Raw genomic sequence first — 23,534 nt, 5'->3', positions numbered from 1 at the left:
TTCCGCCCCCCGTCGTCAGGGCTTCAGGCCCGCATAGTAAGCCGACAGATCCGCCATATCCTCATCGCTCAGTCCCGCTACGAAAGCTTTCATCACCTCTGCCTGGCCGCCGCTGCGCTCGCCTTTTTGATAGGCGTGGAGCGCATGATCGAGATAGTCTGCGTTCTGGCCCGCCAGGTTCGGATACGGCGCGGCGGCTTTGCCCGCGGCGCCGTGACAGCCCTGACAGCTGGCCGCTTTTTGCTGGCCGCTCTGCGCGTTGCCCGCCAGGGCGGGAAAACCGATCGCCAGCAGCAGCGCCGACGCGATTACTTTTTTCATTGCTCATCCTGTTGCCAGCTGATTTTCCAGCCGGGTTGCTCTTTTGGATCGCCTTCGCGGGTGACGAAGACGCCTACGGCGGCAATCAGCTGATTGCCATAAAACAGCAGCGGCGTACGCTCGCGTAGCCACGGGGCCACACCAAGCTCCTGCCAGATTTTTTTTATCGGCCGACTGCCCGCGCGTCCGACAATATGTATTTTCCCCTGCGCCTGGAAGCGCACGCTGACCGTCTCGTCAGCCTGCGGCGCCCGGACTTTTGTACCTGTGTCACCGCGAACCAGCCTGCCCATTTTAGCCGGCAGCGCCAGCGTCGAGACCGTCAGCGGCCAGCCAATCACCTTATCACGTACCGATACGGCGACCGGCAGCCAGTACAGACGGCCGCGAAAACGCCGAATTTCAACATTACCCAGCAGCAGGCGCGGCTCCGCATCTTCACGGCTACAGGCCACTTCCTGCCAGATACGCGCCAGCGCATCCCGCGAAGGCATCAGCCCCTGATGCTGCGCTATCCAGCGTCGCAGCAGTGCGGCCCGTCGGCTGTCGCTCATCGCGGCCAGCGGCGCTATCGCCAGCGCGCCCTTTTCATCCATTAGCGAACGGAGCGATTCAGCCAGCAGCTCATCCAGCAGCTGTTCCTGCTCGCCGCACAGGGCCGCGCTGCGCGCCGCCGCTCGGGCAAAGTGCGGCCAGCGCGCGCTCAGTTCGGGCAGAATAACCTGACGCAGAAAATTACGGTCGTAGCGCGTATCCTGATTGCTGTCGTCCTCAACCCAGCCCAGCTGATGTTCTGCCGCCCACTGCTCCAGCTGCGCGCGCGTCTGCGTCAGCAGAGGCCGTAGATGCAGATGCGAATCAAGCCTGGCGCTGACGGGCATAGCGGCCAGCCCGGCCGGCCCGCTGCCCCTTTTCAGCGCCAGCAGCAGCGTTTCGCACTGATCGTCCAGATGCTGTGCGGTCAACAGGCATTCGCCGGGCTGAAGGTGCTGGCGAAAAGCCTGATAGCGCGCCTCGCGGGCAGCCGCCTCTATGCCTTTTTCCCGCCCGTCGACCTGCACATACACCACTTCCAGCGCCACCTGCCAGCGCGCGCACTGCTGCCGACAATGCGTCGCCCAGCTTTCCGCCAGCGGATTAAGACCGTGATGAATATGAATGGCGCGTAAAGCGAGGGCGTGCTGCTGACGCAGGCAGACCAGCTGGTGCAGCAGCACGCTGGAATCCAGGCCGCCGCTGAAGGCCACCAGCAGCTGCCGTTGTCCGGCAAGATGGTGTTGAAGATCGGACAGTGACATGCAAATCCCTGAAGCAAAAAGGCCCGGCCGACAGCGGCCAGGCGCTATTTTACGCCTGATACAGCTCCAGCGGCAAACCGTCCGGGTCTTTAAAGAAGGTATAACGCTTGTCGGTCAGCGGATCGACGCGGATCGCCTCGCAGCTAACGCCCTTCTCTTCAAGATGCTGCTTTGCCGCCTCGATATCCTCCACGCTGAATGCCAGATGGCGCAGGCCGCAGGCTTCCGGGCCGTCCGGACGCGCAGGCGGAAAAGGAAACGAAAACAGTTCAATAGCGTATTCGCCGTTCAGCGCCAGATCGCCTTTCCAGGAATCCCGCGCTTCCCGATATACTTCACCCATCAGGGTAAAACCCAGCACGTCGCAATAGAAAGCCTTACTGGTTTCATAATGGCTGGCGATAATAGCGATATGGTGCACTTTCCTGATAAACATGTCTTTCTCCTGAATAAAAGCTTCCGGCTACCTTACGCAGGCCGGAAGCACAGGACAATGGCACAATTCCGGAACTACGCTTTCAGCACGCGAACCAGATACTGCCCTTCGTCGGTCAGGGTGGCACCATGAATATCGGTTTCGAAACCGGGATAGTGACGGCCGATGGTGCAGAGCATCAGCAGGAAATCGAGCACCGCGCGGCTCTCTTCGGTGATCATCTCGCCCGGCATCACCACCGGCACGCCCGGCGGATAAGGCAGGATCATATTAGCCGACACTCGTCCGACTAGTTTGCTGAGATCTACCGTTTCCACATTGCCTTTCACCTGCTGCTGGAACATCTGGTGCGGCGTCAGCTTCATTTCCGGCAGCTTATCGAAGGCCTGAAGCATCAGCCTTGGCAAATCGTGATCGCGGATCAGATTATGAATGCCCTGGGCCAGCGTCTGAATGCGCATATTGCGATAAAACTCCGGCGCCTGCGCATAAAGATCCGGCAGCATGTTTCTGACTCGCAGATTAAGATCGTAAGCGCGCTTGAACTCGGTCAGGCCGCGCAGCACGCTCATCGCCTTGGTTTTATCAATGCCGATGCTGAACAGGAACAGCAAATTGTAAGGCCCGGTTTTTTCCACCACCACGCCGCGCTCGTCGAGGTATTTCGCCACCAGCGCCGCCGGGATCCCTTCATCCGCCATCACGCCCTGCTCGCTCATGCCCGGCGTCAGGATCGTTACCTTAATGGGATCGAGGTACATATGATCGGCGTCGGCATCGTTAAAGCCGTGCCAGTCTTCCTCGCCGGGCTGGATCGGCCAGCACTGCGGCTCGTCGACGCCTTCCGGTTGCCAGATATCAAAGAACCAGCCTTCAGACTCTTCGCGCAGCCGCTGAACCTCCCGCCGGAAATGCAGCGCGCGCTCTACGGAGCGATTAATCAGCCGCCTGCCCGGGTTGCCGCGCAGCATCGCCGCCGCCGTTTCTATCGACGCCACAATGGGATAGTTCGGCGAGGTGGTGGTGTGCATCATATAGGCTTCATTAAAGGTTTGTTCGTCGTACTCCCCTTTAATATGGATCAGCGAGGCCTGCGAAAAAGCGGCCAGCAGCTTATGGGTGGACTGGGTTTCGTAGATAATCTTACCCGGCGTGCGGTCGCCGCTCATGCCGCTCAGCCCGCTGTAGATAGGATGGAAATTGGTGTACGGCACCCAGGCGGAATCAAAATGGATCGACGGCACGTCCAGCGTCTCTTTGATGTAGCGGGTGCTGTAGAGCAGTCCGTCATAGGTGGAATTAGTGATGACCGCGTGTACCGGCCAGCTGGCGCGCTCGGTCTGCTCAACCTTTTGCGCAATGCTCTCGCGGGTGAACTCCCGCTTAGGGATGCCGCCCAGAATGCCCAGCGCGTTGCGCGTTGGCTTTAGCCAGATGGGTACGATATCGCTCATCATCAGCAGGTGCGTTAAGGATTTATGGCAGTTGCGATCGATCAGCACCGTGCTGCCCGACGGCGCGGCGTACATGCCGACGATTTTGTTAGAGGTCGAGGTGCCGTTGGTGACCATATAGCTTTGCTCGGCACCGAAGGTGCGGGCGACATACTCTTCCGCCTCCAGATGCGGGCCGGTGTGGTCAAGCAGCGAGCCCAGCTCCGTGACCGAAATCGACACGTCCGCTTTCAACGCGTTGCCGCCGAAGAAATCGTAAAACAAACTGCCGACCGGGCTTTTCTGAAACGCCGTGCCCGCCATATGACCCGGCGTACAGAACGTATATTTCCCTTCTTTCACATAGGTGAACAGAGCCTTCGTCAGCGGCGGCGTAATGGTATCGATATATTCATCGGTATACTGGCGGATACGCTGCCCGATATCTTCCGCCGCGCCCAGACCATATTCAAAAAACCAGATGGCCATGCGCATCTGATTAACGCTGACGTCCATCGTCGAGTGCGTATTAATAAATGCGTACAGCGGCAGATACTCATTCAGCTGATTTATTTCGCTACACAGATCGAAGCCGTGCTCATCCCAGTCGAAAATTACGCCGCAGATACGCGGATTGTGTTCAATCAGCTTGAGCAGATCGCCGGCGTCTTTGGGATAGATAGTTTGAAAACCCTGGGCGGCCAGCGCGCCATCCAGTTCGCGGATGGGTTCATCCTTATAGAACGCGTGGTGCGGTCCCATAATCGCGATAATATTCAATGCGGACTCCTTACAATAACGGCAAGGGGTAAGCATAGCGAAGTTGAACAGCGGGGGCAGAAAAATCGCCTCCGCCGGGTTTAGCTCCTGTCGCGCACCTCTTCGGAAGGCGCATTGGCCCGTACGGACTTAATGCCGTTCAGCGCGCCCTGTTTGCTGGCGTACATCTCGCTGGTGGCGATAATTTCATGATTGTTGGCAACCAGCACAAAATACCAGGGTTGATCCGTCTGCTTGTCTGATTTTCTTACTTCGTAGTGACCCATATTTCCCTCCTGTTTTACTGCTCCTGACGCTATAACAAACAGCTTTGCTCGCGGGATCAAGCCAAAACATTAGAAAAGTTGATCTGTTTAACTTTTTTATTATGCAGAGAAAGACGGAGAGACTGAATAGGAGGCGTAATGAGGCAGAATAAAAAAAGCCCGAAGCGAAAACGGTATTAATGTTTCCCTTCGGGCTGTAGCGAACGGTCAGGCGTTAGTCGACCTGCTTAACGTCCACACGCAGTTCTTTCGGTACTTCAAACACGATATTCTCTTCACGGCCAATCAGCTCGATGGCCGCTTCGCCACCCAGCTCGCGCAGACGCTGGATAACCTGCTGCACCAGAATATCCGGTGCGGAAGCGCCCGCCGTAACGCCCACGCAGCCGACGTCTTTGATCCAGGCTTCCTGGATATCGTCCGCCGAATCGATCAGCCGCGCCAGTTTGCCCGCGCGCTGGGCCAGCTCGGCCAGACGGTTGGAGTTGGAAGAGTTGCGTGAACCGACCACCAGTACCACGTCCGCATCCTTCGCCAGCGTGCGCACCGCTTCCTGACGGTTGGTGGTAGCGTAGCAGATATCATCTTTACGCGGCCCGACGATCTTCGGAAAGCGATCGCGCAGCGCGTCGATCACTTCGGAAGTGTCGTCCACGGAAAGCGTGGTCTGGGTCATAAAGCAGAGGTTATCTTCGTTTTTGACCTGAAGCCTGTAAACATCCGCTGGCGACTCCACCAGATACATACCGCCAGCCGGATTGCTGTACTGGCCCATGGTGCCTTCCACTTCCGGATGGCCGGCATGACCAATCAGGATCGCTTCCGTGCCCTTACGGCTGGCGCGCGCCACTTCCATATGCACTTTGGTCACCAGCGGACAGGTCGCGTCGAACAGCATGGTCAGATTGCGCGCTTTGGCTTCCGCCCGCACCGCCTGAGAAACGCCGTGCGCGGAGAAGATCAAAATCGAGTCGTCCGGCACTTCGCTGATTTCTTCAATGAAGATAGCGCCACGCTCGCGCAGGCTGTTAACCACGTAACGGTTGTGCACCACTTCATGCCGCACGTAGATAGGCGCGCCGTACATCTCCAGCGCGCGCTCGACGATGCTGATGGCACGATCGACGCCGGCACAAAAGCCGCGTGGGTTAGCCAGCAGGATTTGCATGGTTCGCCTCCAGTACCGGATCGATTTCCAGCACTTCTACCTCAAAGTGAATCGTTTGTCCGGCCAGCGGATGGTTGAAGTCCACGGTAATCGAATCTCCGGAGATTTCGCGGATCACGCCCGGCATTTCGTTGCCGTCCATGCCGCTGAACAGCATGATGGCACCGACTTCCGGTTCGCCCGCTTCCGTAAAGTCACGGCGCGAGAAATACTGGATCAGATCCGGGCTGGCCTGGCCGAAAGCGGCATCCGGGCCCAGCGAAAACGCTTTTTTGTCGCCAGGCGCGAGGCCCAGCAGCTGCTCTTCCAGCTCGCCGGAAAGGCTGCCGTCGCCCAGGCTGAACAGCGCGGGCTTGCCGTTATCCCGCGTTGATTCCGCCGTAGAGCCGTCGGCGAGTTTTAAAGTGAAATGCACCAGCACCGCGCTGTTATGCTGTACAGAATCAGTCATGCCCTGCCCTTTTCGCTTTGCCGGCGGGCGTTAAAAAGCCCTCCAGCACGATCAGCGCGGCACCGATACAGATGCCGCAGTCTGCGATATTAAACGTGGCAAAATGCCAGTCGCCCACGTAGAAGTCGATAAAATCGACCACAAAGCCGTGCCAGGCGCGATCGAACAGATTGCCCAACGCGCCGCCAATAATCAGCGCGTAAGCGATATTGTTCAGCTTCTTGCTGGCTTCGGTGCGGTACATCATCACCAGCAGCGCGACGGCAATCGCCACCGCAATAGCGGCGAAGAACCAACGCTGCCAGCCGCCTTTATCCGCCAGGAAGCTGAACGCCGCACCGTAGTTGTGCGCGTAGAAAAAGTTAAAGAACGGCATTACCGTCATCGACTCATGCAGCATCAGCGTATTCATAATCCACTGCTTGCTGCCGAAGTCGACGGCGATCACCACCAGCACCAGCCACAGCCAGCGCAGTCCGGTCGAAAGAAGAGGCCTCATCACGCGTACTTACGCTGTTCGCCAGCGCCGCTGACGTTGGTGACGCAGCGGCCACAGATTTCGGCTTCCCGATCGATATCGGTCGCGTAGTGCCAGCAGCGCGGGCACTTCTCGCCTTCCGCTTTATGCAGCGCGATCTTCAGGCCTTTTACCAGCTCGCTTTGCTGAGCTTCGGACGTGGCCAGCGCGTAATCCGCGACCTGCGTGCCGGAAGTCAGCAGCACGAAGCGCAGCTCATCACCCAGGCTGGTTAGCTTCTGCGCCAGGTCGGCGTCGGCATACAGCGTGACGGTTGCCTCCAGCGATCCGCCCACGCGCTTGTCGGCGCGCGCCTGCTCAATCACCTTGTTGACTTCGCCGCGCACTTTCAGCAGCTCCGCCCAGAAACCATCGTTCATCGACTCGCTTTCCGCCAGACCAAACAGCCCGTCGTACCACTCTTCGGTAAAGACATATTTCTCGCGTTTGCCCGGCAGCTCGTTCCAGATTTCATCGGCAGTAAACGACATGATCGGCGCCATCCAGCGCACCAGCGCTTCCGCGATGTAGTAGAGCGCGGTCTGGCAGCTGCGACGCGCCAGGCCATCGGCTTTGGCGGTGTACTGACGGTCTTTAATGATATCCAGGTAGAAGGATCCCATCTCAATCGAGCAGAACTGCATCAGGCGCTGTACCACTTCGTGGAAGTCGTAGCTGTCGTAAGAGGCGACAATCGCCTCCTGCGCGGCTTTCGCACGGCCTACGGCCCAGCGATCCAGCACCACCATTTCTTCCGGGCTGACCATATCCGTTTCCGGGTTAAAGCCGTTCAGGTTAGCCAGCAGGAAGCGCGCGGTGTTACGGATACGACGATAGGCATCCGCAGAGCGCTTCAGGATTTCGTCCGATACTGCCATTTCGCCGGAGTAGTCGGTAGAAGCGACCCACAGGCGCAGAATATCGCCGCCCAGCTTGTTCATTACGTCCTGCGGCGACACGGTGTTGCCAATCGACTTGGACATCTTGCGTCCCTGACCGTCCACGGTAAAACCGTGCGTCAGCACCTGGCGATAGGGCGCCTTGCCTTTCATCGCCGTGGAAATCATCAGCGAGGACATAAACCAGCCGCGATGCTGATCCGAGCCTTCCAGATACATATCCGGCGCGTGGCCTTCAAATTCCGGACGCGCATCCACCACCGAGTAGCTGGTAGAGCCGGAATCGAACCATACGTCCAGCGTATCCGGCACCTTGACGTAGTTTTCCGCGTCGTCGCCCATCAGCTCCTTCGCGTCCAGATCCCACCAGGCCTGGATGCCGTCCTGCTCGACGCGCTGCGCCACTTTTTCCATCAGCGCCAGCGTGTCCGGATGCAGCTGCTCGGTCTCTTTATGCACGAACAGCGCCATCGGCACGCCCCAGGTGCGCTGGCGTGAAATACACCAGTCAGGACGGTTGGCGACCATAGACTCGATCCGCGCCTGGCCCCAGTCCGGGATCCACTGCACGCCTTTGATCTCTTTCAGCGACTGTTCGCGCAGGCCTTTCTGATCCATGCTGATAAACCACTGCGGCGTGGCGCGGAAAATGATGGGCGTTTTGTGACGCCAGCAGTGCGGATAGCTGTGCAGCAGTTTTTCAACGTGCAGCAGCGCGCCTTTTTCACGCAGCAGCTCAACGATCATATCGTTGGCTTTAAAAACATTTACGCCATCCAGCGTTGGGTATGTGCCCGGCAGGTAGCGTCCATCCGGGCCGACCGGGTTGGCCGCTTCGATGCCGTATTTCTGGCCGATAACGTAGTCGTCCGGGCCGTGGCCTGGCGCCGTGTGCACCGCACCGGTACCCGCTTCCAGCGTTACGTGCTCGCCCAGCACCACCGGAGAAGTGATGTCGAGGAAAGGATGACGGAAAGGCTGCAGCTCCAGCGCCGCGCCTTTGGCTTCGCCCAGCACCTGCCAGTCGCTGACGCCGGCACGTTTCATCACGCTTTCCACCAGGTCTTTCGCCAGGATCAGCGCGTGGCCTTCGATCTGTACCAGCTGGTAGTCAAATTCCGGATGCAGAGAGATAGCGCGGTTAGCCGGCATAGTCCACGGCGTGGTGGTCCAGATCACCAGCGAGATCGGGCCTTCCGCGCTGTCAGCACCGAATTTAGCGCGCACGGCGTCGGCGTCCACCGCGTTAAACATCACGTCGATAGAAGGAGAAGTTTTGTCGTAGTACTCCACTTCCGCTTCCGCCAGCGCGGATCGGCAGTCCAGGCACCAGTGCACCGGCTTGGCGCCTTTATGCAGGTGGCCGTTGCCGATGATTTTGCCCAGCGCACGGATGATATTGGCTTCGGTCTGGAAATTCATCGTCAGATAAGGACGATCCCAGTCGCCCAACACGCCAAGGCGGATAAAGTCTTTTTTCTGGCCTTCAACCTGCTCTGCCGCATAGTTACGGCACGCCTCGCGGAATTCAGCCGCCGTGACCTTTTCGCCCGGCTTGCCGATCATCTGCTCGACCTTGTGTTCGATAGGCAGACCGTGGCAGTCCCAGCCCGGCACGTAAGGCGAATCGAAGCCCGCCAGGCCTTTGGACTTAACGATAATGTCTTTCAGAATCTTGTTGACGGAGTGACCAATATGAATGCTGCCGTTCGCGTAGGGAGGGCCGTCATGCAGGATAAAGGTTTTTTTCCCTTTTTTGGCTTCGCGGATGATGCCGTACAGGTTGTCAGCATACCAACGTTGCAGCATTCCCGGTTCGCGTTTGGCCAGATCGCCACGCATCGGGAACCCCGTTTCCGGCAAATTCAGGGTAGATTTATAGTCACTCATCAGATTCTCGATTCCGTATTCCGCTTCTGTTTAAACCGGTGCGCTCAGCCCAAAAAAAGTTCGGGCCGCCACCACGTCTTTAGCAATTTGCTCTTTGAGCGCGTCAAGCGAGGAAAAACGCTGCTCGTTTCGTATTTTTTCGCACAGCACCACTTCTATATGGCGCCCGTACAGGTCAATTGCAACGTCCAGCAGATGCACTTCCAGCTGCTGGCGTATGCCCGCTACCGTGGGGCGCGTGCCGATATTGGCGACGCCGGGCAGTGCCCTGTCGCCCAGGCCGCGGACCTCGACGGCATACACGCCTTTTACCGGCGAAACATAGCGTCTTAACGGCAGGTTAGCGGTGGGAAAGCCGATGGTACGGCCCAGCGCGTCGCCGTGCACTACGCGGCCGGAGATGCTGAAAGGGTGCCCCAGAAGCGTGGCCGCCAGCGGCAGGTTGTCTTCCGCCAGCGCCTGGCGCACCGCCGTGCTGCTGATGCGCCTGCCGTCGTCGCAAAAAGTCTGGGTGCTGATAACGTCAAAACCGTAGTCGGCGCCCGCTTTCTGTAATAACAGGAAATCCCCTTCGCGACCAGCGCCAAAGCGGAAATCGTCGCCGACCGCCAGCAACCGTACGCCCAGCTTATCGACCAGCAGATCGGCGACAAAACTGTGCGCCGACAGCGCGGCAAAACGCCGGTCGAAACGCAGGCAAAGCACCGCGTCCACGCCCGCCTCGTCCAGGTAGCGAAGTTTTTCGCGCAGTCGCGTCAGCCGCGCAGGCGCTTTATCGGCCGCAAACAGCTCCAGCGGTTGCGGCTCGAACAGCATCACCACCACCGGTAAATTACGTTTACGCCCTTCTTCGCGCAGCCGGGACAGCAGCGCCTGATGGCCGCGATGTACGCCATCGAAATTGCCAATGGTGAGAACGCAGCCGCGATGCTGCTCCCGGAGGTTATGTATGCCGCGGATAAACTTCATGGCTGGCTCAGGTTCGTGGAAATCGGCGGATTATACCAACTACCACCAGGAAGGTTAACCCGCGAATGCGCCTTTACCGCGTTAATGCGGGCTTTTTCTGTCGCGGCTGACGGGCGATACCATTTTTCTTGTGAATAAGCTGTATTCATGGCCATGAAGCTGGTAGAATCTTGCGCCATCGAAACGTAACCAGGTGTCGTTGTTTCAGCGGCGCTTATTTGCACAAATCCATTGACAACCACGGGCTAAAGAGGCATATTCCTCGGCCTTTGAATTGTCCTCATAGAACTATTTGGGAGTTGGACCTTGGCTAATATCAAATCAGCTAAGAAACGCGCCGTAACGTCTGAGAAGCGTCGTAAGCACAACGCTAGCCGTCGTTCAATGTTGCGTACTTTTATCAAGAAGGTATACGCGGCTATCGCTACTGGCGATAAAGCAGCTGCGCAGACTGCATTTAATGAAATGCAGCCTATTGTGGACCGTCAGGCAGCTAAAGGCCTGATCCACAAAAACAAAGCGGCACGTCATAAAGCAAACCTGACTGCTCAGATCAACAAACTGGCTTAATCGCCCGTCTGTTAATCAGCTTTGATAAAGAAACCTGCCCAGGCAGGTTTTTTTATGCCCGGCGTCTGGCTCCGGGCTTTTTTATGTCCGCTATTTAGCTCTGGTTTGAGTTAGCCGCCTCCTGTACGCCCTGCCTTAGCCGCAAGAGACAACGGCAAGCGGTGAGCCTGCCGTCGTCATTCAGCGCAGCTTGATACGCAGCAGCGTATAGCCTACCAGCGCAGAGACAATCGAGCCGGTAAGGATCCCCAGCTTCGCCAGCGTCACCATCTCCTCATGCTGTGCATCGAAAGCCAGCGAGGCGATAAATATCGACATGGTAAAGCCAATCCCGCACAGTACGCCAATGGCGCAAATATCCTGCATGCGCGTGTTTTCCGGCAGTGCCGCGATGCGCAGCCTGACGGCCAGCCAGCAGATCAGCGTGATGCCCAACGGTTTACCGATAAACAATCCTAAAATGATGCCCAGCGGCACGGCGGAGAACAAACCGTCCAGCGAGACGCCGCTCAGCGAAACGCCGGCATTGGCGAAGGCAAACAGCGGCAGGATCAGCCAGCTGACCCAGGGAGCCAGCCCGTGAGCCAGGTGAATAGCCGGAGAATGACCGTTCTGTTTCTCCAGCGGCACAAAGAAGCCGACAATCACGCCGGCCAGCGTGGCGTGCACGCCCGACTTCAGCACCGCTACCCACAGCACCATGCCAACCAGCATATAAATAGCGATATTACGCACGCCCAGCCGGTTCAGTAACGCCAGCACCACGATAGCTCCGGCGGCTACGCCAAGCGAAGCCAGCGACAGCTCCTGCGTGTAAAAGAAGGCGATAATCAGGATGGCGCCCAGGTCATCAATCACCGCCAGCGCCATCAGAAACATTTTCAACGCTGGCGGCACGCGGCTGCCCAGCAGCGCCAGAATACCCAAAGCAAAAGCGATATCCGTAGCGGTGGGAATAGCCCAGCCGTGAACGGCCAGCGGATCGTTATGATTGAGCAGGGCAAAAACCGCGCCGGGCGCAATCATGCCGCCAATAGCCGCAATCAGCGGGAACATGGCGCGTTCACGCGTGGCCAGCGAACCGGAAACCAGCTCGTGTTTGACTTCCAGCCCAATCATCAAAAAGAACAGCGCCATTAACGCATCGTTGATCCACAACAGCAGGTTTTTGCTGATATCCAGCGCGCCAAAACGGAATTCCACCGGCATGGCAAGAAGAGACTGGTAGGCTTGTTGGGTACCGGCCGAATTGGCCAGGTACATGGCAATAGCGGCAGCGATAATTAATACCACGCCGCCGGTTGCTTCATTATTTAGTAATCGCTTAATCGCGGATTTCATTGCAATCTTTCCTGATAAACAAATCGTGCGGCCTGACAGCATACGCGTTTTTGACGACAGGAAAAACGGCTTACGGAGGTTGATCGGGCAAAAAGGCCGCCGGAGGAATTATTTACGAGGCGCGCAGCATCGCGCTGCTAACGCCCTTAATCGGATAAAACGGGCATGACATAGTGGCCGAGCCGGAACTGGCCTGGCGGCTCTATACCCGGAGCTTTCCGTTGATCGACCCCGTCGCGATGGCTGATGCGGATACCATGAAACACCGCCGGATGGCGATGCTGGAGCGGCGGCTGAAGCACGCCACAACGCGCGGCCCGGCGCTGAACCCTTTGCACCGTTGAACCAATAAAAAACGGGCGGTTCAGGCCGCCCGTTCAGTTCTGCACGCGATAAAGGCTAGCGGGTCAGATCGTCAAAGAACTTCTTCACGCCGTCGAAAAAGCTTTTCGAACGCGGACTGTTCTTCTCGCCGCCCACGCCGCCGAAGCTCTCTTCCAGCTCGCGCAGCAGGCTTTTCTGCTTCTCACTCAGGCTGACCGGCGTTTCCACTACCACGCGGCACAGCAGGTCGCCCTGCGCGCCGCCGCGTACGGATTTAACGCCTTTACCGCGCATACGAAACAGCTTGCCGGTCTGCGTTTCCGCAGGCACTTTCAGCTTAACGCGCCCGTCCAGCGTCGGCACTTCGATTTCGCCACCCAGCGCCGCCATGGCAAAGTTGATCGGTACTTCGCAGTACAGGTTATTCTCTTCACGTTCAAAGATAGGATGCTTGCGCACCTGCACCTGAACGTAAAGATCGCCCGCTGGTGCGCCGTGCTCGCCCGCTTCGCCTTCGCCTGAAAGACGGATGCGGTCGCCGGTATCCACGCCTGCCGGGATTTTTACCGACAGCGTTTTAGAGCGCTCTACGCGGCCATGTCCATGACAGGCGTTGCAGGGATCTTTGATAACGGAACCGCGACCGTGACAGGTTGGACACGCCTGCTGCACGGTGAAAAAGCCCTGACGCATCTGGACCTGACCCTGACCGTGACAGGTCGGACAGGTTTGCGGCTGCGTGCCCGCTTTGGCGCCGCTGCCGTGGCAGACGTCGCACTCTTCCAGCGTAGGGATGCGGATCTCTTTGGACACGCCGCGGACGGCTTCTTCAAGCGTCAGCTCCATGTTATAGCGCAAATCGGCGCCGCGCGCAGCACGCTGCTGACGGCGTCCTCCGCCGAAGATATCGCCGAACACGTCGCCAAAGATATCGCTGAAGTCTGCGCCGCCGCCGCCAAAACCGCCGCCGCCGCCGCCCATGCCGCCCTGTTCAAAGGCTGCGTGACCGTACTGGTCATAAGCCGCGCGCTTCTGCGCGTCGGTCAGAATTTCATAGGCTTCTTTGACTTCTTTAAATTTTGCTTCTGATTCTTTGTCGCCCGGATTGCGATCGGGGTGATGCTTCATCGCCAGGCGTTTATAGGCCTTTTTGATTTCGCGCTCGTCCGCCGATCGCGAAACGCCCAAAATCTCGTAATAGTCTTGCTTCGCCATTATGGTGATCCTGCCCTAAATATGCGTGAACGGGCGTGGAGAATACTCCGACGCCCGTAGGTTTCACTGGGGGCCTTGCGGCCCGCCGTGCCCGCTCAAGGGCGATTATTTTTTGTCTTTAACTTCTTCGAACTCGGCGTCGACCACGTCGTCGTCTTTCTTCGCGGAAGCGTCGGCTGCATCAGCTGCGCCGCCAGCGGCCTGCTGCTGCTGAGCGAACTCCATCAGCTTGCTGGAGACTTCCATCAGCGCCTGCATTTTCGCTTCGATTTCCGCTTTGTCTTCGCCTTTCAGCGCAGTGTTCAGCTCGGTCAGCGCGGCTTCGATTGGCGCTTTGTCGTCCGCAGGCAGTTTGTCGCCCGCTTCGTCCAGCTGCTTACGAGTGCTGTGCGACAGATGATCGGCCTGGTTGCGAACCTGTACCAGTTCTTCAAACTTACGGTCTGCTTCGGCGTTAGCCTCGGCATCGCGCACCATTTTTTCGATTTCATCGTCGTTCAGACCAGAAGAAGCCTTGATGGTGATCTTCTGCTCTTTACCGCTGTTTTTGTCTTTCGCAGAGACATGCAGAATACCGTCGGCGTCGATATCGAAAGTCACTTCGATCTGCGGCATACCGCGTGGCGCTGCCTGAATGCCGTCCAGGTTAAACTGGCCCAGCGATTTGTTGTCCGCCGCGCGCTTACGCTCACCCTGCACCACGTGAATGGTTACCGCAGACTGGTTGTCTTCCGCCGTTGAGAACACCTGGCTGTGCTTGGTCGGAATAGTGGTGTTCTTGGCAATCAGCGCGGTCATTACGCCGCCCATGGTTTCGATACCCAGGGACAGAGGAGTAACGTCCAGCAGCAGCACGTCTTTCACGTCGCCTGCCAGAACGCCGCCCTGCACCGCTGCGCCTACCGCTACCGCTTCGTCCGGGTTCACGTCTTTACGCGGCTCTTTGCCGAAGAACTCGGCCACTTTCGCCTGCACCATTGGCATACGAGTCTGACCGCCGACGAGGATAACGTCGTTAATGTCGGAAACAGACAGGCCGGCATCCTGCAGAGCCACTTTCAGCGGCTCGATGGAGCGGCTCACCAGATCTTCTACCAGCGATTCCAGCTTCGCACGGGTCACTTTGATGTTCAGGTGTTTAGGGCCTGTTGCATCCGCAGTGATGTACGGCAGGTTAACGTCGGTCTGCTGTGCGGAAGAAAGCTCGATTTTCGCTTTTTCTGCCGCTTCTTTCAGACGCTGCATCGCCAGCGGATCGTTGTGCAGATCGATACCCTGATCTTTCTTAAATTCCGCTACCAGATAGTTGATCATACGGCTGTCGAAGTCTTCGCCGCCCAGGTGGGTGTCACCGTTGGTCGCCAGCACTTCGAACGTTTTTTCGCCGTCAACTTCATCGATTTCGATGATAGAGATATCGAACGTACCGCCGCCCAGGTCATATACCGCGATGGTACGGTTGCCCTGGCCTTTGTCCATACCGTAAGCCAGCGCGGCTGCGGTTGGTTCGTTAATGATACGTTTTACGTCCAGACCTGCGATACGGCCGGCATCTTTGGTCGCCTGACGCTGCGCATCGTTAAAGTAGGCTGGTACGGTGATAACCGCTTCGGTTACCGGCTCGCCCAGGTAATCTTCCGCCGTTTTCTTCATTTTTTTCAGCACTTCAGCAGAGACCTGCGGCGGTGCCATTTTCTGGCCTTTTACGTCCAGCCATGCGTCGCCGTTATCGGCGCCAACGATCTGGTAAGGCATGATTTTAATATCACGCTGCACTTCTTCGTCCTGGAAGCGACGGCCAATCAGGCGCTTGATCGCAAACAGAGTATTCTGTGGGTTAGTCACGGCCTGGCGTTTAGCAGGCTGACCAACCAGCGTTTCACCATCCTGGGTATAAGCGATGATGGATGGCGTAGTGCGATCGCCTTCCGCATTCTCCAGTACACGCGCTTTGCCGCCATCCATGATCGCGACACAAGAGTTTGTTGTACCTAAGTCAATACCAATAATCTTGCCCATCTAAACGTCTCCCACTTAAATTCATTTCAAATCAGGTTATGCACACTTAATGCGGGCGGTTTTGGCCGTTTCAACTCCCGGCTTCACGCTTTTTTTCGCTACATAACCCTGGATGCCAAATAAGATGGGGCCTGAGCGCCCGGCATCAAGGGGCGAGTTAAAAAAAATTTCGTTTTTATCCTTATGGCAGATCGATGTCGCGCCGCCGGTGGCTCTTTATGATGCCGCGCGCTTTACAGGAAAGCAGCGATCGGTCGCCCTGTCCGCGCATGGCTGCTTCTGGCTAAGCCTGGCCGGCATTCTGCTGCTGCCGTCGCCAGGACGGACTGCGCCGACGGACGCGTTTCTGGCGTCTGGCCAGCGCCGTGGGGCGTTGTCACCTTGTTTATGTTCTTCGGCGCGCTGAAAACCAGTCTCACATTGCAGTTTGTCTTTGCCAGCCTGACGCTGCTGTTCGCCCTGCTGGCGATCGGCAAGGTAAAGCGGGCATAAAAAACCCCGTGCGGATAATCACGGGGGTTGTCTTTTAGCGAGCGCTGATCTGATTTAATAACGGCCGTTTGTCGCTATGCAGCAGCCAGCCGCCCAACAGAAAGCCCATCGCTGCCAGGCTCAGCACATACCAGAGCGGTGCCATTGGCGTCAGCTTCATGATAAAAGTGACGCAAAGGGGCGTCAGCCCACCAAAAATGGCGTAGGCGACGTTATAGGAAAACGAAATGCCGGTGAAACGCACGTCCGCCGGAAACGCTTTAACCATGATAAAAGGCGTGATGCCTACTACGCCTACGCACAGGCCAGCCAGCGCATAGGCGGCATAAAGATACTGCGGCGCAGCCGCAGCCACGTTAAAAAAGCAGGCGCTGCCGCCCGCCAGCAGCAGGCTGCCGACCATCAACGTTTTACCCGCGCCGAAACGATCTGCCGCCGCGCCCGCCACAACGCAGCCGAAAAGCAGCATAACGGTCGCCAGACTGTTGGCCTGTAAAGTTTGCGCGGCCGGTAGCCCATAGGTTTTTTGCAGCAGCGCGGGCGCCATCAAAATGACCACCACGATACAGGCGGAAAGCAGCCAGGTAAGCAGCATGGAAACGATTATGCCCCGACGATGCGCCCTGACGATGGTTTTTAGCGGTAGCTCCTGCGCCAAAGCCTTGCGTGCCTGCATTTCCGTAAACACCGGCGTTTCATGCAGCCAGCGGCGCAGATAAAGCGCGATCAGGCCAAAAATCCCGCCCAGAAAAAAAGGGATGCGCCAGCCGAATGCCGCAATACTTTGGGCCGACAGCGAGGTGGCGATTAGCGTGGCCACCAGCGATCCCAATAAAATACCCGCCGTCAGTCCGGCGGTCAGCGTGCCGCAGGCGAAACCGATCCGTTTTTCCGGCACGTGCTCCGCCACAAAAACCCAGGCGCCGGGCACCTCCCCGCCGATGGCCGCGCCCTGTAACAGGCGCAACAGTAGCAGCAGTACGGGCGCCGCCACGCCCAGCGACGCATAGTCAGGCAGCAGCCCCATCGCCAGCGTCGGCAGGGCCATCAGCAAAATGCTCAGGCTGAACATTTTCTTTCTTCCTCTGCTGTCACCGAAATGCGCCATGATAATGCCGCCAAGCGGCCGCGCCAGATAGCCTGCCGCAAAGATGCCGAAGGTCTGCATCTGGCGTAGCCAGTCGGGGATATCGGCCGGAAAGAAGCGTTCGCCTATTACCGCTGCGAAAAAAACGAAGATAATAAAATCATAGAACTCCAGCGCGCCGCCCAGGGCGGCCAGAGAGAGGGTTTTGTAATCCTGCCGGTTCAATCGTCGAGTGCTGTTTTTGTGCATAATCATCGCGCAGCCAGAAGTAAGGGAACAAGAGCGTGTAAAGCCTGCATGACTATACCGTTCATTTTCCGCTACACCAGCAGCGCTGAATTTTATGCCTGAATCCGGAAATTTTTAGCTGTTTGTTTCGCGCCTGGCGCTTTTAGGACGAAATGCTGCTACTACCGCCTCATGCGTTTCCACATAAGGCCCGTCCAGCAGCTGGATACAATAAGGTACGCTGGCGAAAATGCCGTGCACTTTCGCTTTGCCGTCCGCGTCCTTTAAGCCTTCCAGCGTCTCTTTTATCGATTTTGGCTGCCCCGGCAGATTGATAACCAACGACTGCTTGCGGATCACACCAACCTGGCGCGACAGAATAGCGGTCGGCACAAAATTCAGGCTGATCTGACGCATTTGTTCGCCAAAGCCCGGCATTTCGCGATCCGCAATAGCCAGCGTAGCGTCCGGCGTCACGTCGCGTCTGGCCGGCCCGGTTCCGCCGGTAGTCAACACCAGGTGGCAAAACAGCTCGTCCACCAGCTCGCAAATGGCGTGCTCAATCATCGGCTGTTCGTCAGGCACCAGCCGTTTCTCGACGGTAAAAGGCGTCGCCAGCGCCGTAGAAAGCCAGGCTTCCAGCGCCGGTAGGCCTTCGTCCTGATAGATGCCGTTAGCCGCGCGATCGGAAACGGAGATCAATCCTATGCGTAAAGTATTCATTGTGTCGTCACTGTGAGGCCGGCCGCGGGAGGGCGCGGTTTTATAAGGGGAAACAGGGGAAGGATAAACATTGCCACGCTTGATGTACAGAACGCGGCCGGAGAACCGACCGCGTGAGGGAGTTACAGCAGTTCGGCGAGCATCTTATCCAGCTTGGCCTGGTCAAGCGCGAAGTTGCGAATGCCCTGCGCCAGCTTATCAACCGCCATTGGATCCTGGTTGTGCTCCCACAGGAACTCGGCTTCGGTCATTTTAGCCGGACGCGCTTTGACTTCGCCGGTATAGGAGAGTTTACGCTCCAGCGTGCCTTCGCTTTCCGCCAGCTCTTTCAGCAGCGCCGGGGAGATGGTCAGACGGTCGCAGCCGGCCAGCTCAACGATCTCGCCTACGTTGCGGAAGCTTGCGCCCATGACCACGGTTTCGTAACCGTGCTGCTTGTAATACTGGTAGATTTCAGACACGGAAACCACGCCCGGATCTTCATGCGGCGCGTACTCTTTCTTGTCGGTATTGGCTTTGTACCAGTCCAGAATACGGCCAACGAAAGGAGAGATCAGGTAGACGCCCGCCTCGGCGCAGGCGCGGGCCTGAGCGAAGGAGAACAGCAGCGTCAGGTTACAGTTGATGCCTTCTTTTTCCAGCTGCTCGGCGGCACGAATGCCCTGCCAGGTGGAGGCCAGCTTGATCAGGATGCGGTCGTTGCTGATACCGGCATCGTTATAGAGCTTGATCAGCGCGCGCGCTTTGTTGATGCTGCCTTCGGTGTCATAAGAGAGACGCGCATCGACTTCCGTAGAGATACGACCCGGTACCAGCTTCAGGATCTCCAGACCAATTTTGACGTTCAGCATATCTGCCGCGTACTGGATCTGCTCTTCTTTGTTGCTGGTCTGCTCGCGCGCCCACGTTACGGCTTCATCGATCAGCCTGCGGTATTCCGGGATCTGTGAGGCATTCAGGATCAGTGAAGGGTTGGTGGTAGCGTCTTGCGGTTGATACAGCTTCATCGCTGCGATGTCGCCGGTATCGGCAACAACGGTGGTGAGCTGGCGCAGGGAAGTCAGTTTGTCCGTCATGGTTGTCATTCTCTCAGAAGAGTTATCGGGTTCTTGAAACTGTCTGCCACGGATAATATCACGCGAGACCGCCCATGCAAGGTAAGCTTGCGGCCAGGCCACTGAGTGCTAAATCGCACCCTTTATTCAGCTAATTTGTCCGGGCCGATAGCAGTGATTTGTCGTTCCACGACGCTTTTTTGCTACACTGCCTGCGCTTTTTTTTGCCCTCAGACGGCGTATTACATAAGGATTCTGTCATGTTGATGGTGATCTCTCCGGCCAAGACGCTGGATTTCGCAAGCCCGCTGGCGACCGCCCGCTTTACGCAGCCCGCGCTGCTGGATGATGCCAAAAAGCTGATTGACGTGGCGCGCGAACTGACGCCCGCGCAGATCGGCTCACTGATGAGCATCAGCGATAAGCTGGCCGATTTAAACGCCGGTCGTTTTCAGGCCTGGCAAACGCCTTTTACGCCGGATAACGCGCGCCAGGCCATTCTGGCTTTTAAGGGCGACGTTTACGCCGGACTTCAGGCAGAGACCTTCAGCGAAGACGACTTCACCTTTGCCCAGCAGCATCTGCGCATGCTTTCCGGGCTTTACGGCCTGCTGCGGCCGCTGGATCTGATGCAGCCTTACCGTCTGGAGATGGGCACTAAGCTGACCAATCCTGCCGGTAAAGATCTTTATGCCTTTTGGGGCGACAGGCTGACCGAAGCGCTGAACGCGGCGCTGACGGAACAGGGCGACGAGGTGCTGATCAACCTGGCTTCCGACGAGTATTTTAAAACGGTGAAGCCAGCGAAGCTGCAAGGCCGCATCGTCAAGCCGGTCTTTCTCGACGAGAAAAACGGCAAGTTTAAGGTCATCAGCTTTTACGCCAAAAAGGCCCGTGGCCTGATGAGCCGTTATATTATCGAGCACCGCCTGACACAGCCGGAACAGCTGAAGGCGTTCGACGTTGACGGCTACTTTTTCGTGGCTGATGAAAGCAGCGAGCGCGAGCTGGTATTTAAACGTCACGACATCGCCTGATCCCGCTTTCGCGGGCGGGCCGCCTTTTCAGATCCAGCCATAGCGTTTTGTTATGGTACCGAACCGCGCAGCCGCTCGCTCTACTCAAGGCTTATCTGCATCAGCCTTGAGGTAATTATGGATCGGCAAGCGCTTCTTAAAACCGTCACTGACAGAGCCTGGCACGCCGCTCACCCCCCTATCGTAAACGCCGCCGCGCCCGCGCTGCAAAATTCGCTGCCCGTTGGCTCGCACGCCTGGCTGCAGGCGGCGGCAGCGCAGTTTGGCGTAGACGAACGGGCGCAGCAGCAATTTGCCGAAACCGGTCTGCTCCGCCTGGACGCGCTGCATGTGGTTATGATTTGCCAAAGCGAAGATCCCGTACCGCTATGGCTCGCCGTCGGCTATTTGCGCCCCCCTCAGGCAATCCACTCTGAAACCTGGCAGCAGCTGTTGCTGCGCGCTAACGGCGTGGCGATGGCGATGAACGGCATCAGCCTTTCGCTGGATGAACAGGGCACGACGCTGCTGACCAGACGCCTGGCTTTTGATGCCGTTGACGATGCACTGGCGCTGGCGGCCGTCCTTAACGATATCGACGCCCTTGCCGCCAGCCTGATCGATTTACTGCTGTCTCTCGGCCAGCCCGAAGCAACGCAGCACGCAGACAAAGCGCCAGCGCTGCCCGGCTGGGTGGCTAACTGGCAGCAGCAGACGGCGTTAAAAATCGACTCGCTGGCGGAACAGGCGCTGGCCGCCCGGTGGCACTACCCGCTGGTGCAACAGGCTGTCGCCGCGTTAGCACTGCCCGCAACGCAATACCATCTGCACGGCTGCCTGTGCTCGCTACGCTTTCCCGAGCGTGAGATAGCCATTACCGCCGACGGCGACGGCCGACATCTTTTCCTTTCCACGCCGCTTGAACTGAAGACGGATGACGCCCGCCGGCTGCTGGCCGCCAACAGGGATCTACAGCTGCTGACGCACTGCTCGCTGGGGCTTTATCAGGAAGAGGTCAGCCTGCTCTGCCGCTGGGATTCTCTGGGGCTGGGCGGCATTGATTTAGCCGAATGGCTGGCAAATCTGATGACCCTGACCATGGCTTTCAGCAGCGATGCACAAAGAGGTGAATGATGACTGATCCAATCCAGCGCGCGCCTGTCCTACAGCAAATGGCCGTGCAGAACAGCAGAGGCGATATTGAAAGCGGCCCGCTGCCCGCTGCGGCACCGGCGCGCGCGGCCAGGGCCAGCCGCGCGGCAGGCCAGTTTTTTTCCGGCCTGGCGGAGGGTGCCAGAAAAGGGTTACAGACTACTTCAGGCGGCCTGCAAACCGTCGGCAACGCGGCATGGGGCAACTTAAAGACCGGCGGCAGCTACGCCGCCGACAAAATGACGGTAGCGGGCAAAGCGGGCTGGCAGGGCACGAAGTATGTCGGTAATCAAAGCTGGAAAGGCGCCAGGATCGCCGGCAAAGCAGGCTGGAACGAAACCAAACATTCCGCCGTCACCCTGGGGAAATTCGCCTCTGCGCCGCTGCAAAACAAAGCCTGGGGCGCGCTGGGCGGCCATGCGCTACAGCAGATGGTCACCTGTGGGTTGCCGACGCTAATGCGCGAAGAGGCCTTTATCGAGGCCTATAACATGATGCTGCCGCATCTGGCAGAGAAGCATCCGACCGCCGCCGTGGGGCTTCAGGTCGCGGTGTCGCTGGCAAACATCGCCGCGCATCACCATATCAGGGAGCCGCGTCTGGCCCGCGATCCGCAAAACAATGCCGTCGCCGTGCGCGGTCAGTTTGGCCTGAGTCCGGGCCAGGCAGACGTGATCCAGCGCGATAAGCCGCAGGAATGGCAAAGCATGACGGACAAACACCAGCAGGACTCGCAGCGCGTAACCGGACAGCAGGTCGCCGCCGAACTGATAAATATAGGCATGTCGGTGGCCGGCGTGCTGACCAATAACCCTGGCTTAACCACCCGCGTGCTCAGCACCCAGCTGCGCAACGTGCTTTACGCGGCCTCGCGCGAATCTTTGCAGGCGACCGGCAGCATGGTGGCCTCGCGCGACGGCAAACCAGGCCATGGCGTCAGCGATGGCGATATGCGCACCAACGGCGCCTGGTACACGCTGAATACGCTGGCGATGGGCATGTTGCAGGACGGTCTTATCCAGAAAGCGCTGCCGCAGGGCTATACCGTTTCCGGCCCTGAAATTCGCGATGCGGCCGGGCAGCGGCTCAGCGGGAAAGAGCTGCACACGATGGCGGCGCTGGTTTCCGGCATCCGTGCCGCCTGCAATACCGTGATTGAGACGGGCGATGCCTTTCTGGGCAAGCATTATGACGCCAAACGCGCGGGCGACTCGCAAAAGTTCTCCCCTTCCCTGCCGATGAAGGATTATGGCCGCCTGCTGGATCACTCGATTGCCCGTCTGAGCTGGAATAACTTCGCCAACAGCAGCACCCTGGCCGCGCAGCAGGTGCTGAATGCGGCGACCAAAGGCTCGCTGTCGCCGCTGCTCTCCAGCCTGCTGAACAACGGCGGCACCGCAGCCGCGTTTGGCCTGACCTACAAGATGGTGAACCAGATCTATCAGGCGCACAGTAAAGTGCGCGCCGCCGTAGCAGCCGCCGCCAGCGGGCCGGTTAATATCACCGCCGCCGGGCAGCCGAATCCGGCAGCGGATAGCCGTAGCCAGCAGGCGATAGCCGCGCCGCCTTCCGGGCAGCAAACGGCCGTTATTCAGCCTTCAGGGTCACCACAATCACCCGGAAACTCAGGAGAGCCCTCCACCAGCGGGACGGCATAGCAGGCAGGAAAAGACCCTTACGGATAAGGGCCAATGTTTGATGACAAACTTAAAAGCCCGCGACTCTATACTGTCATTTTTTATAGCAACACAACCGCTTCACAGCGGCAGAGGCTGAGCGAATAAGCGGACCGTTTTCGCGCATGGACGCGCGAAACGAGCCTGCATACGTATTCATGGCGTGTCCGTGCTCCGATCTGCCTCCGCTGCTTTCCACCGGCCCGAA

Annotated in this window: 21 protein-coding genes and 1 pseudogene; 6 read left to right on the top strand and 16 right to left on the bottom strand. The window is 58.1% G+C overall.

Features of this window, described 5'->3' with window-relative positions:
• Positions 1–15: 15 nt before the first annotated feature.
• From EGK14_RS18350 to ribF, 10 genes are all read right to left on the bottom strand, one after another.
• The gene (locus tag EGK14_RS18350; RefSeq protein ID WP_125290530.1) at positions 16–321 is read right to left on the bottom strand and encodes a cytochrome c; all 306 of its coding nucleotides are present in this window, start codon (positions 319–321) and stop codon (positions 16–18) included.
• Positions 318–1,619 carry a tRNA lysidine(34) synthetase TilS gene (gene tilS, locus EGK14_RS18345; RefSeq protein WP_125290529.1) on the bottom strand — a complete coding sequence of 434 codons (1,302 nt, stop codon included), beginning with the start codon at positions 1,617–1,619 and terminating at the stop codon, positions 318–320. The genes EGK14_RS18350 and tilS overlap by 4 nt, the downstream gene beginning before the upstream one ends.
• A 49-nt stretch (positions 1,620–1,668) precedes the next feature.
• A complete protein-coding gene (locus EGK14_RS18340) occupies positions 1,669–2,055 on the bottom strand; it encodes a VOC family protein (protein WP_125290528.1) in 387 nt (128 codons plus the stop codon).
• A 74-nt stretch (positions 2,056–2,129) separates the two neighbouring features.
• The gene (locus tag EGK14_RS18335; RefSeq protein ID WP_125290527.1) at positions 2,130–4,268 is read right to left on the bottom strand and encodes a lysine decarboxylase LdcC; all 2,139 of its coding nucleotides are present in this window, start codon (positions 4,266–4,268) and stop codon (positions 2,130–2,132) included.
• Positions 4,269–4,348: 80 nt separating this feature from the next.
• Positions 4,349–4,534, bottom strand: a complete 186-nt coding sequence (locus EGK14_RS18330) for a YegP family protein (RefSeq protein ID WP_125290526.1) — start codon at positions 4,532–4,534, stop codon at positions 4,349–4,351.
• A 214-nt stretch (positions 4,535–4,748) separates the two neighbouring features.
• Positions 4,749–5,702 (bottom strand): 4-hydroxy-3-methylbut-2-enyl diphosphate reductase, encoded by a 954-nt coding sequence (gene ispH / locus EGK14_RS18325; protein WP_125290525.1) that lies wholly within the window; start codon positions 5,700–5,702, stop codon positions 4,749–4,751.
• The gene (fkpB, locus tag EGK14_RS18320; protein ID WP_125290524.1) at positions 5,683–6,153 is read right to left on the bottom strand and encodes an FKBP-type peptidyl-prolyl cis-trans isomerase; all 471 of its coding nucleotides are present in this window, start codon (positions 6,151–6,153) and stop codon (positions 5,683–5,685) included. Before fkpB ends, ispH begins: the two co-directional genes overlap by 20 nt.
• Entirely contained in the window at positions 6,146–6,652 is a 507-nt protein-coding gene (gene lspA / locus EGK14_RS18315) for a signal peptidase II (protein WP_125290523.1), read from the bottom strand. Before lspA ends, fkpB begins: the two co-directional genes overlap by 8 nt.
• The gene (ileS, locus tag EGK14_RS18310) at positions 6,652–9,459 is read right to left on the bottom strand and encodes an isoleucine--tRNA ligase (protein ID WP_125290522.1); all 2,808 of its coding nucleotides are present in this window, start codon (positions 9,457–9,459) and stop codon (positions 6,652–6,654) included. Before ileS ends, lspA begins: the two co-directional genes overlap by 1 nt.
• Positions 9,460–9,489: 30 nt before the next feature.
• Complete coding sequence (gene ribF / locus EGK14_RS18305) at positions 9,490–10,428, bottom strand: bifunctional riboflavin kinase/FAD synthetase (RefSeq protein WP_125290521.1); 939 nt, start codon at positions 10,426–10,428, stop codon at positions 9,490–9,492.
• 306 nt (positions 10,429–10,734) lie between these two features.
• On the opposite strand from ribF, the gene rpsT reads away from it, so the two are divergent.
• Positions 10,735–10,998, top strand: a complete 264-nt coding sequence (gene rpsT, locus EGK14_RS18300) for a 30S ribosomal protein S20 (RefSeq protein ID WP_125290520.1) — start codon at positions 10,735–10,737, stop codon at positions 10,996–10,998.
• Positions 10,999–11,178: 180 nt separating this feature from the next.
• Here the strand turns inward: rpsT and nhaA are convergent, their stop codons facing one another.
• Positions 11,179–12,339: a Na+/H+ antiporter NhaA gene (nhaA, locus tag EGK14_RS18295; RefSeq protein ID WP_125290519.1), complete on the bottom strand. Its 1,161-nt coding sequence runs from the start codon at positions 12,337–12,339 to the stop codon at positions 11,179–11,181.
• 173 nt (positions 12,340–12,512) lie between these two features.
• On the opposite strand from nhaA, the gene EGK14_RS18290 reads away from it, so the two are divergent.
• Positions 12,513–12,683, top strand: coding sequence for an Rpn family recombination-promoting nuclease/putative transposase (locus EGK14_RS18290; protein ID WP_158616069.1), 171 nt, complete (start codon positions 12,513–12,515; stop codon positions 12,681–12,683).
• Between the two features lie 55 nt (positions 12,684–12,738).
• Here the strand turns inward: EGK14_RS18290 and dnaJ are convergent, their stop codons facing one another.
• Both dnaJ and dnaK read right to left on the bottom strand, forming a co-directional pair.
• Positions 12,739–13,878, bottom strand: coding sequence for a molecular chaperone DnaJ (gene dnaJ, locus EGK14_RS18285; RefSeq protein WP_125290517.1), 1,140 nt, complete (start codon positions 13,876–13,878; stop codon positions 12,739–12,741).
• 105 nt (positions 13,879–13,983) lie between these two features.
• On the bottom strand, positions 13,984–15,897 hold the full coding sequence (gene dnaK, locus EGK14_RS18280; protein ID WP_125290516.1) for a molecular chaperone DnaK: 1,914 nt from the start codon (positions 15,895–15,897) through the stop codon (positions 13,984–13,986).
• A 256-nt stretch (positions 15,898–16,153) separates the two neighbouring features.
• On the opposite strand from dnaK, the pseudogene EGK14_RS21640 reads away from it, so the two are divergent.
• A pseudogene (locus tag EGK14_RS21640) lies at positions 16,154–16,371 on the top strand (acetate uptake transporter); the annotation flags it as partial.
• Between the two features lie 52 nt (positions 16,372–16,423).
• Here EGK14_RS21640 and EGK14_RS18270 read toward each other — a convergent pair.
• From EGK14_RS18270 to tal, 3 genes are all read right to left on the bottom strand, one after another.
• Positions 16,424–17,725, bottom strand: a complete 1,302-nt coding sequence (locus EGK14_RS18270) for an MFS transporter (protein ID WP_125290549.1) — start codon at positions 17,723–17,725, stop codon at positions 16,424–16,426.
• Between the two features lie 114 nt (positions 17,726–17,839).
• The gene (gene mog, locus EGK14_RS18265; protein ID WP_125290515.1) at positions 17,840–18,427 is read right to left on the bottom strand and encodes a molybdopterin adenylyltransferase; all 588 of its coding nucleotides are present in this window, start codon (positions 18,425–18,427) and stop codon (positions 17,840–17,842) included.
• Positions 18,428–18,549: 122 nt separating this feature from the next.
• Positions 18,550–19,503: a transaldolase gene (gene tal, locus EGK14_RS18260; RefSeq protein WP_125290514.1), complete on the bottom strand. Its 954-nt coding sequence runs from the start codon at positions 19,501–19,503 to the stop codon at positions 18,550–18,552.
• Between the two features lie 239 nt (positions 19,504–19,742).
• Between tal and yaaA the strand changes: the two genes are divergently transcribed.
• The 3 genes from yaaA (at position 19,743) to EGK14_RS18245 (ending at position 23,308) form a co-directional block, all read left to right on the top strand.
• Complete coding sequence (gene yaaA, locus EGK14_RS18255; RefSeq protein WP_125290513.1) at positions 19,743–20,519, top strand: peroxide stress protein YaaA; 777 nt, start codon at positions 19,743–19,745, stop codon at positions 20,517–20,519.
• Between the two features lie 117 nt (positions 20,520–20,636).
• On the top strand, positions 20,637–21,632 hold the full coding sequence (locus EGK14_RS18250) for a type III secretion system chaperone (RefSeq protein ID WP_125290512.1): 996 nt from the start codon (positions 20,637–20,639) through the stop codon (positions 21,630–21,632).
• A complete protein-coding gene (locus EGK14_RS18245) occupies positions 21,629–23,308 on the top strand; it encodes a hypothetical protein (RefSeq protein ID WP_125290511.1) in 1,680 nt (559 codons plus the stop codon). The genes EGK14_RS18250 and EGK14_RS18245 overlap by 4 nt, the downstream gene beginning before the upstream one ends.
• Positions 23,309–23,534 lie beyond the last annotated feature (226 nt).

Source organism: Erwinia sp. 198 (genome assembly GCF_003937915.1).
GTDB lineage: Bacteria > Pseudomonadota > Gammaproteobacteria > Enterobacterales > Enterobacteriaceae > Erwinia > Erwinia aeris.
This window is presented reverse-complemented; position numbering and strand designations above follow the sequence as displayed.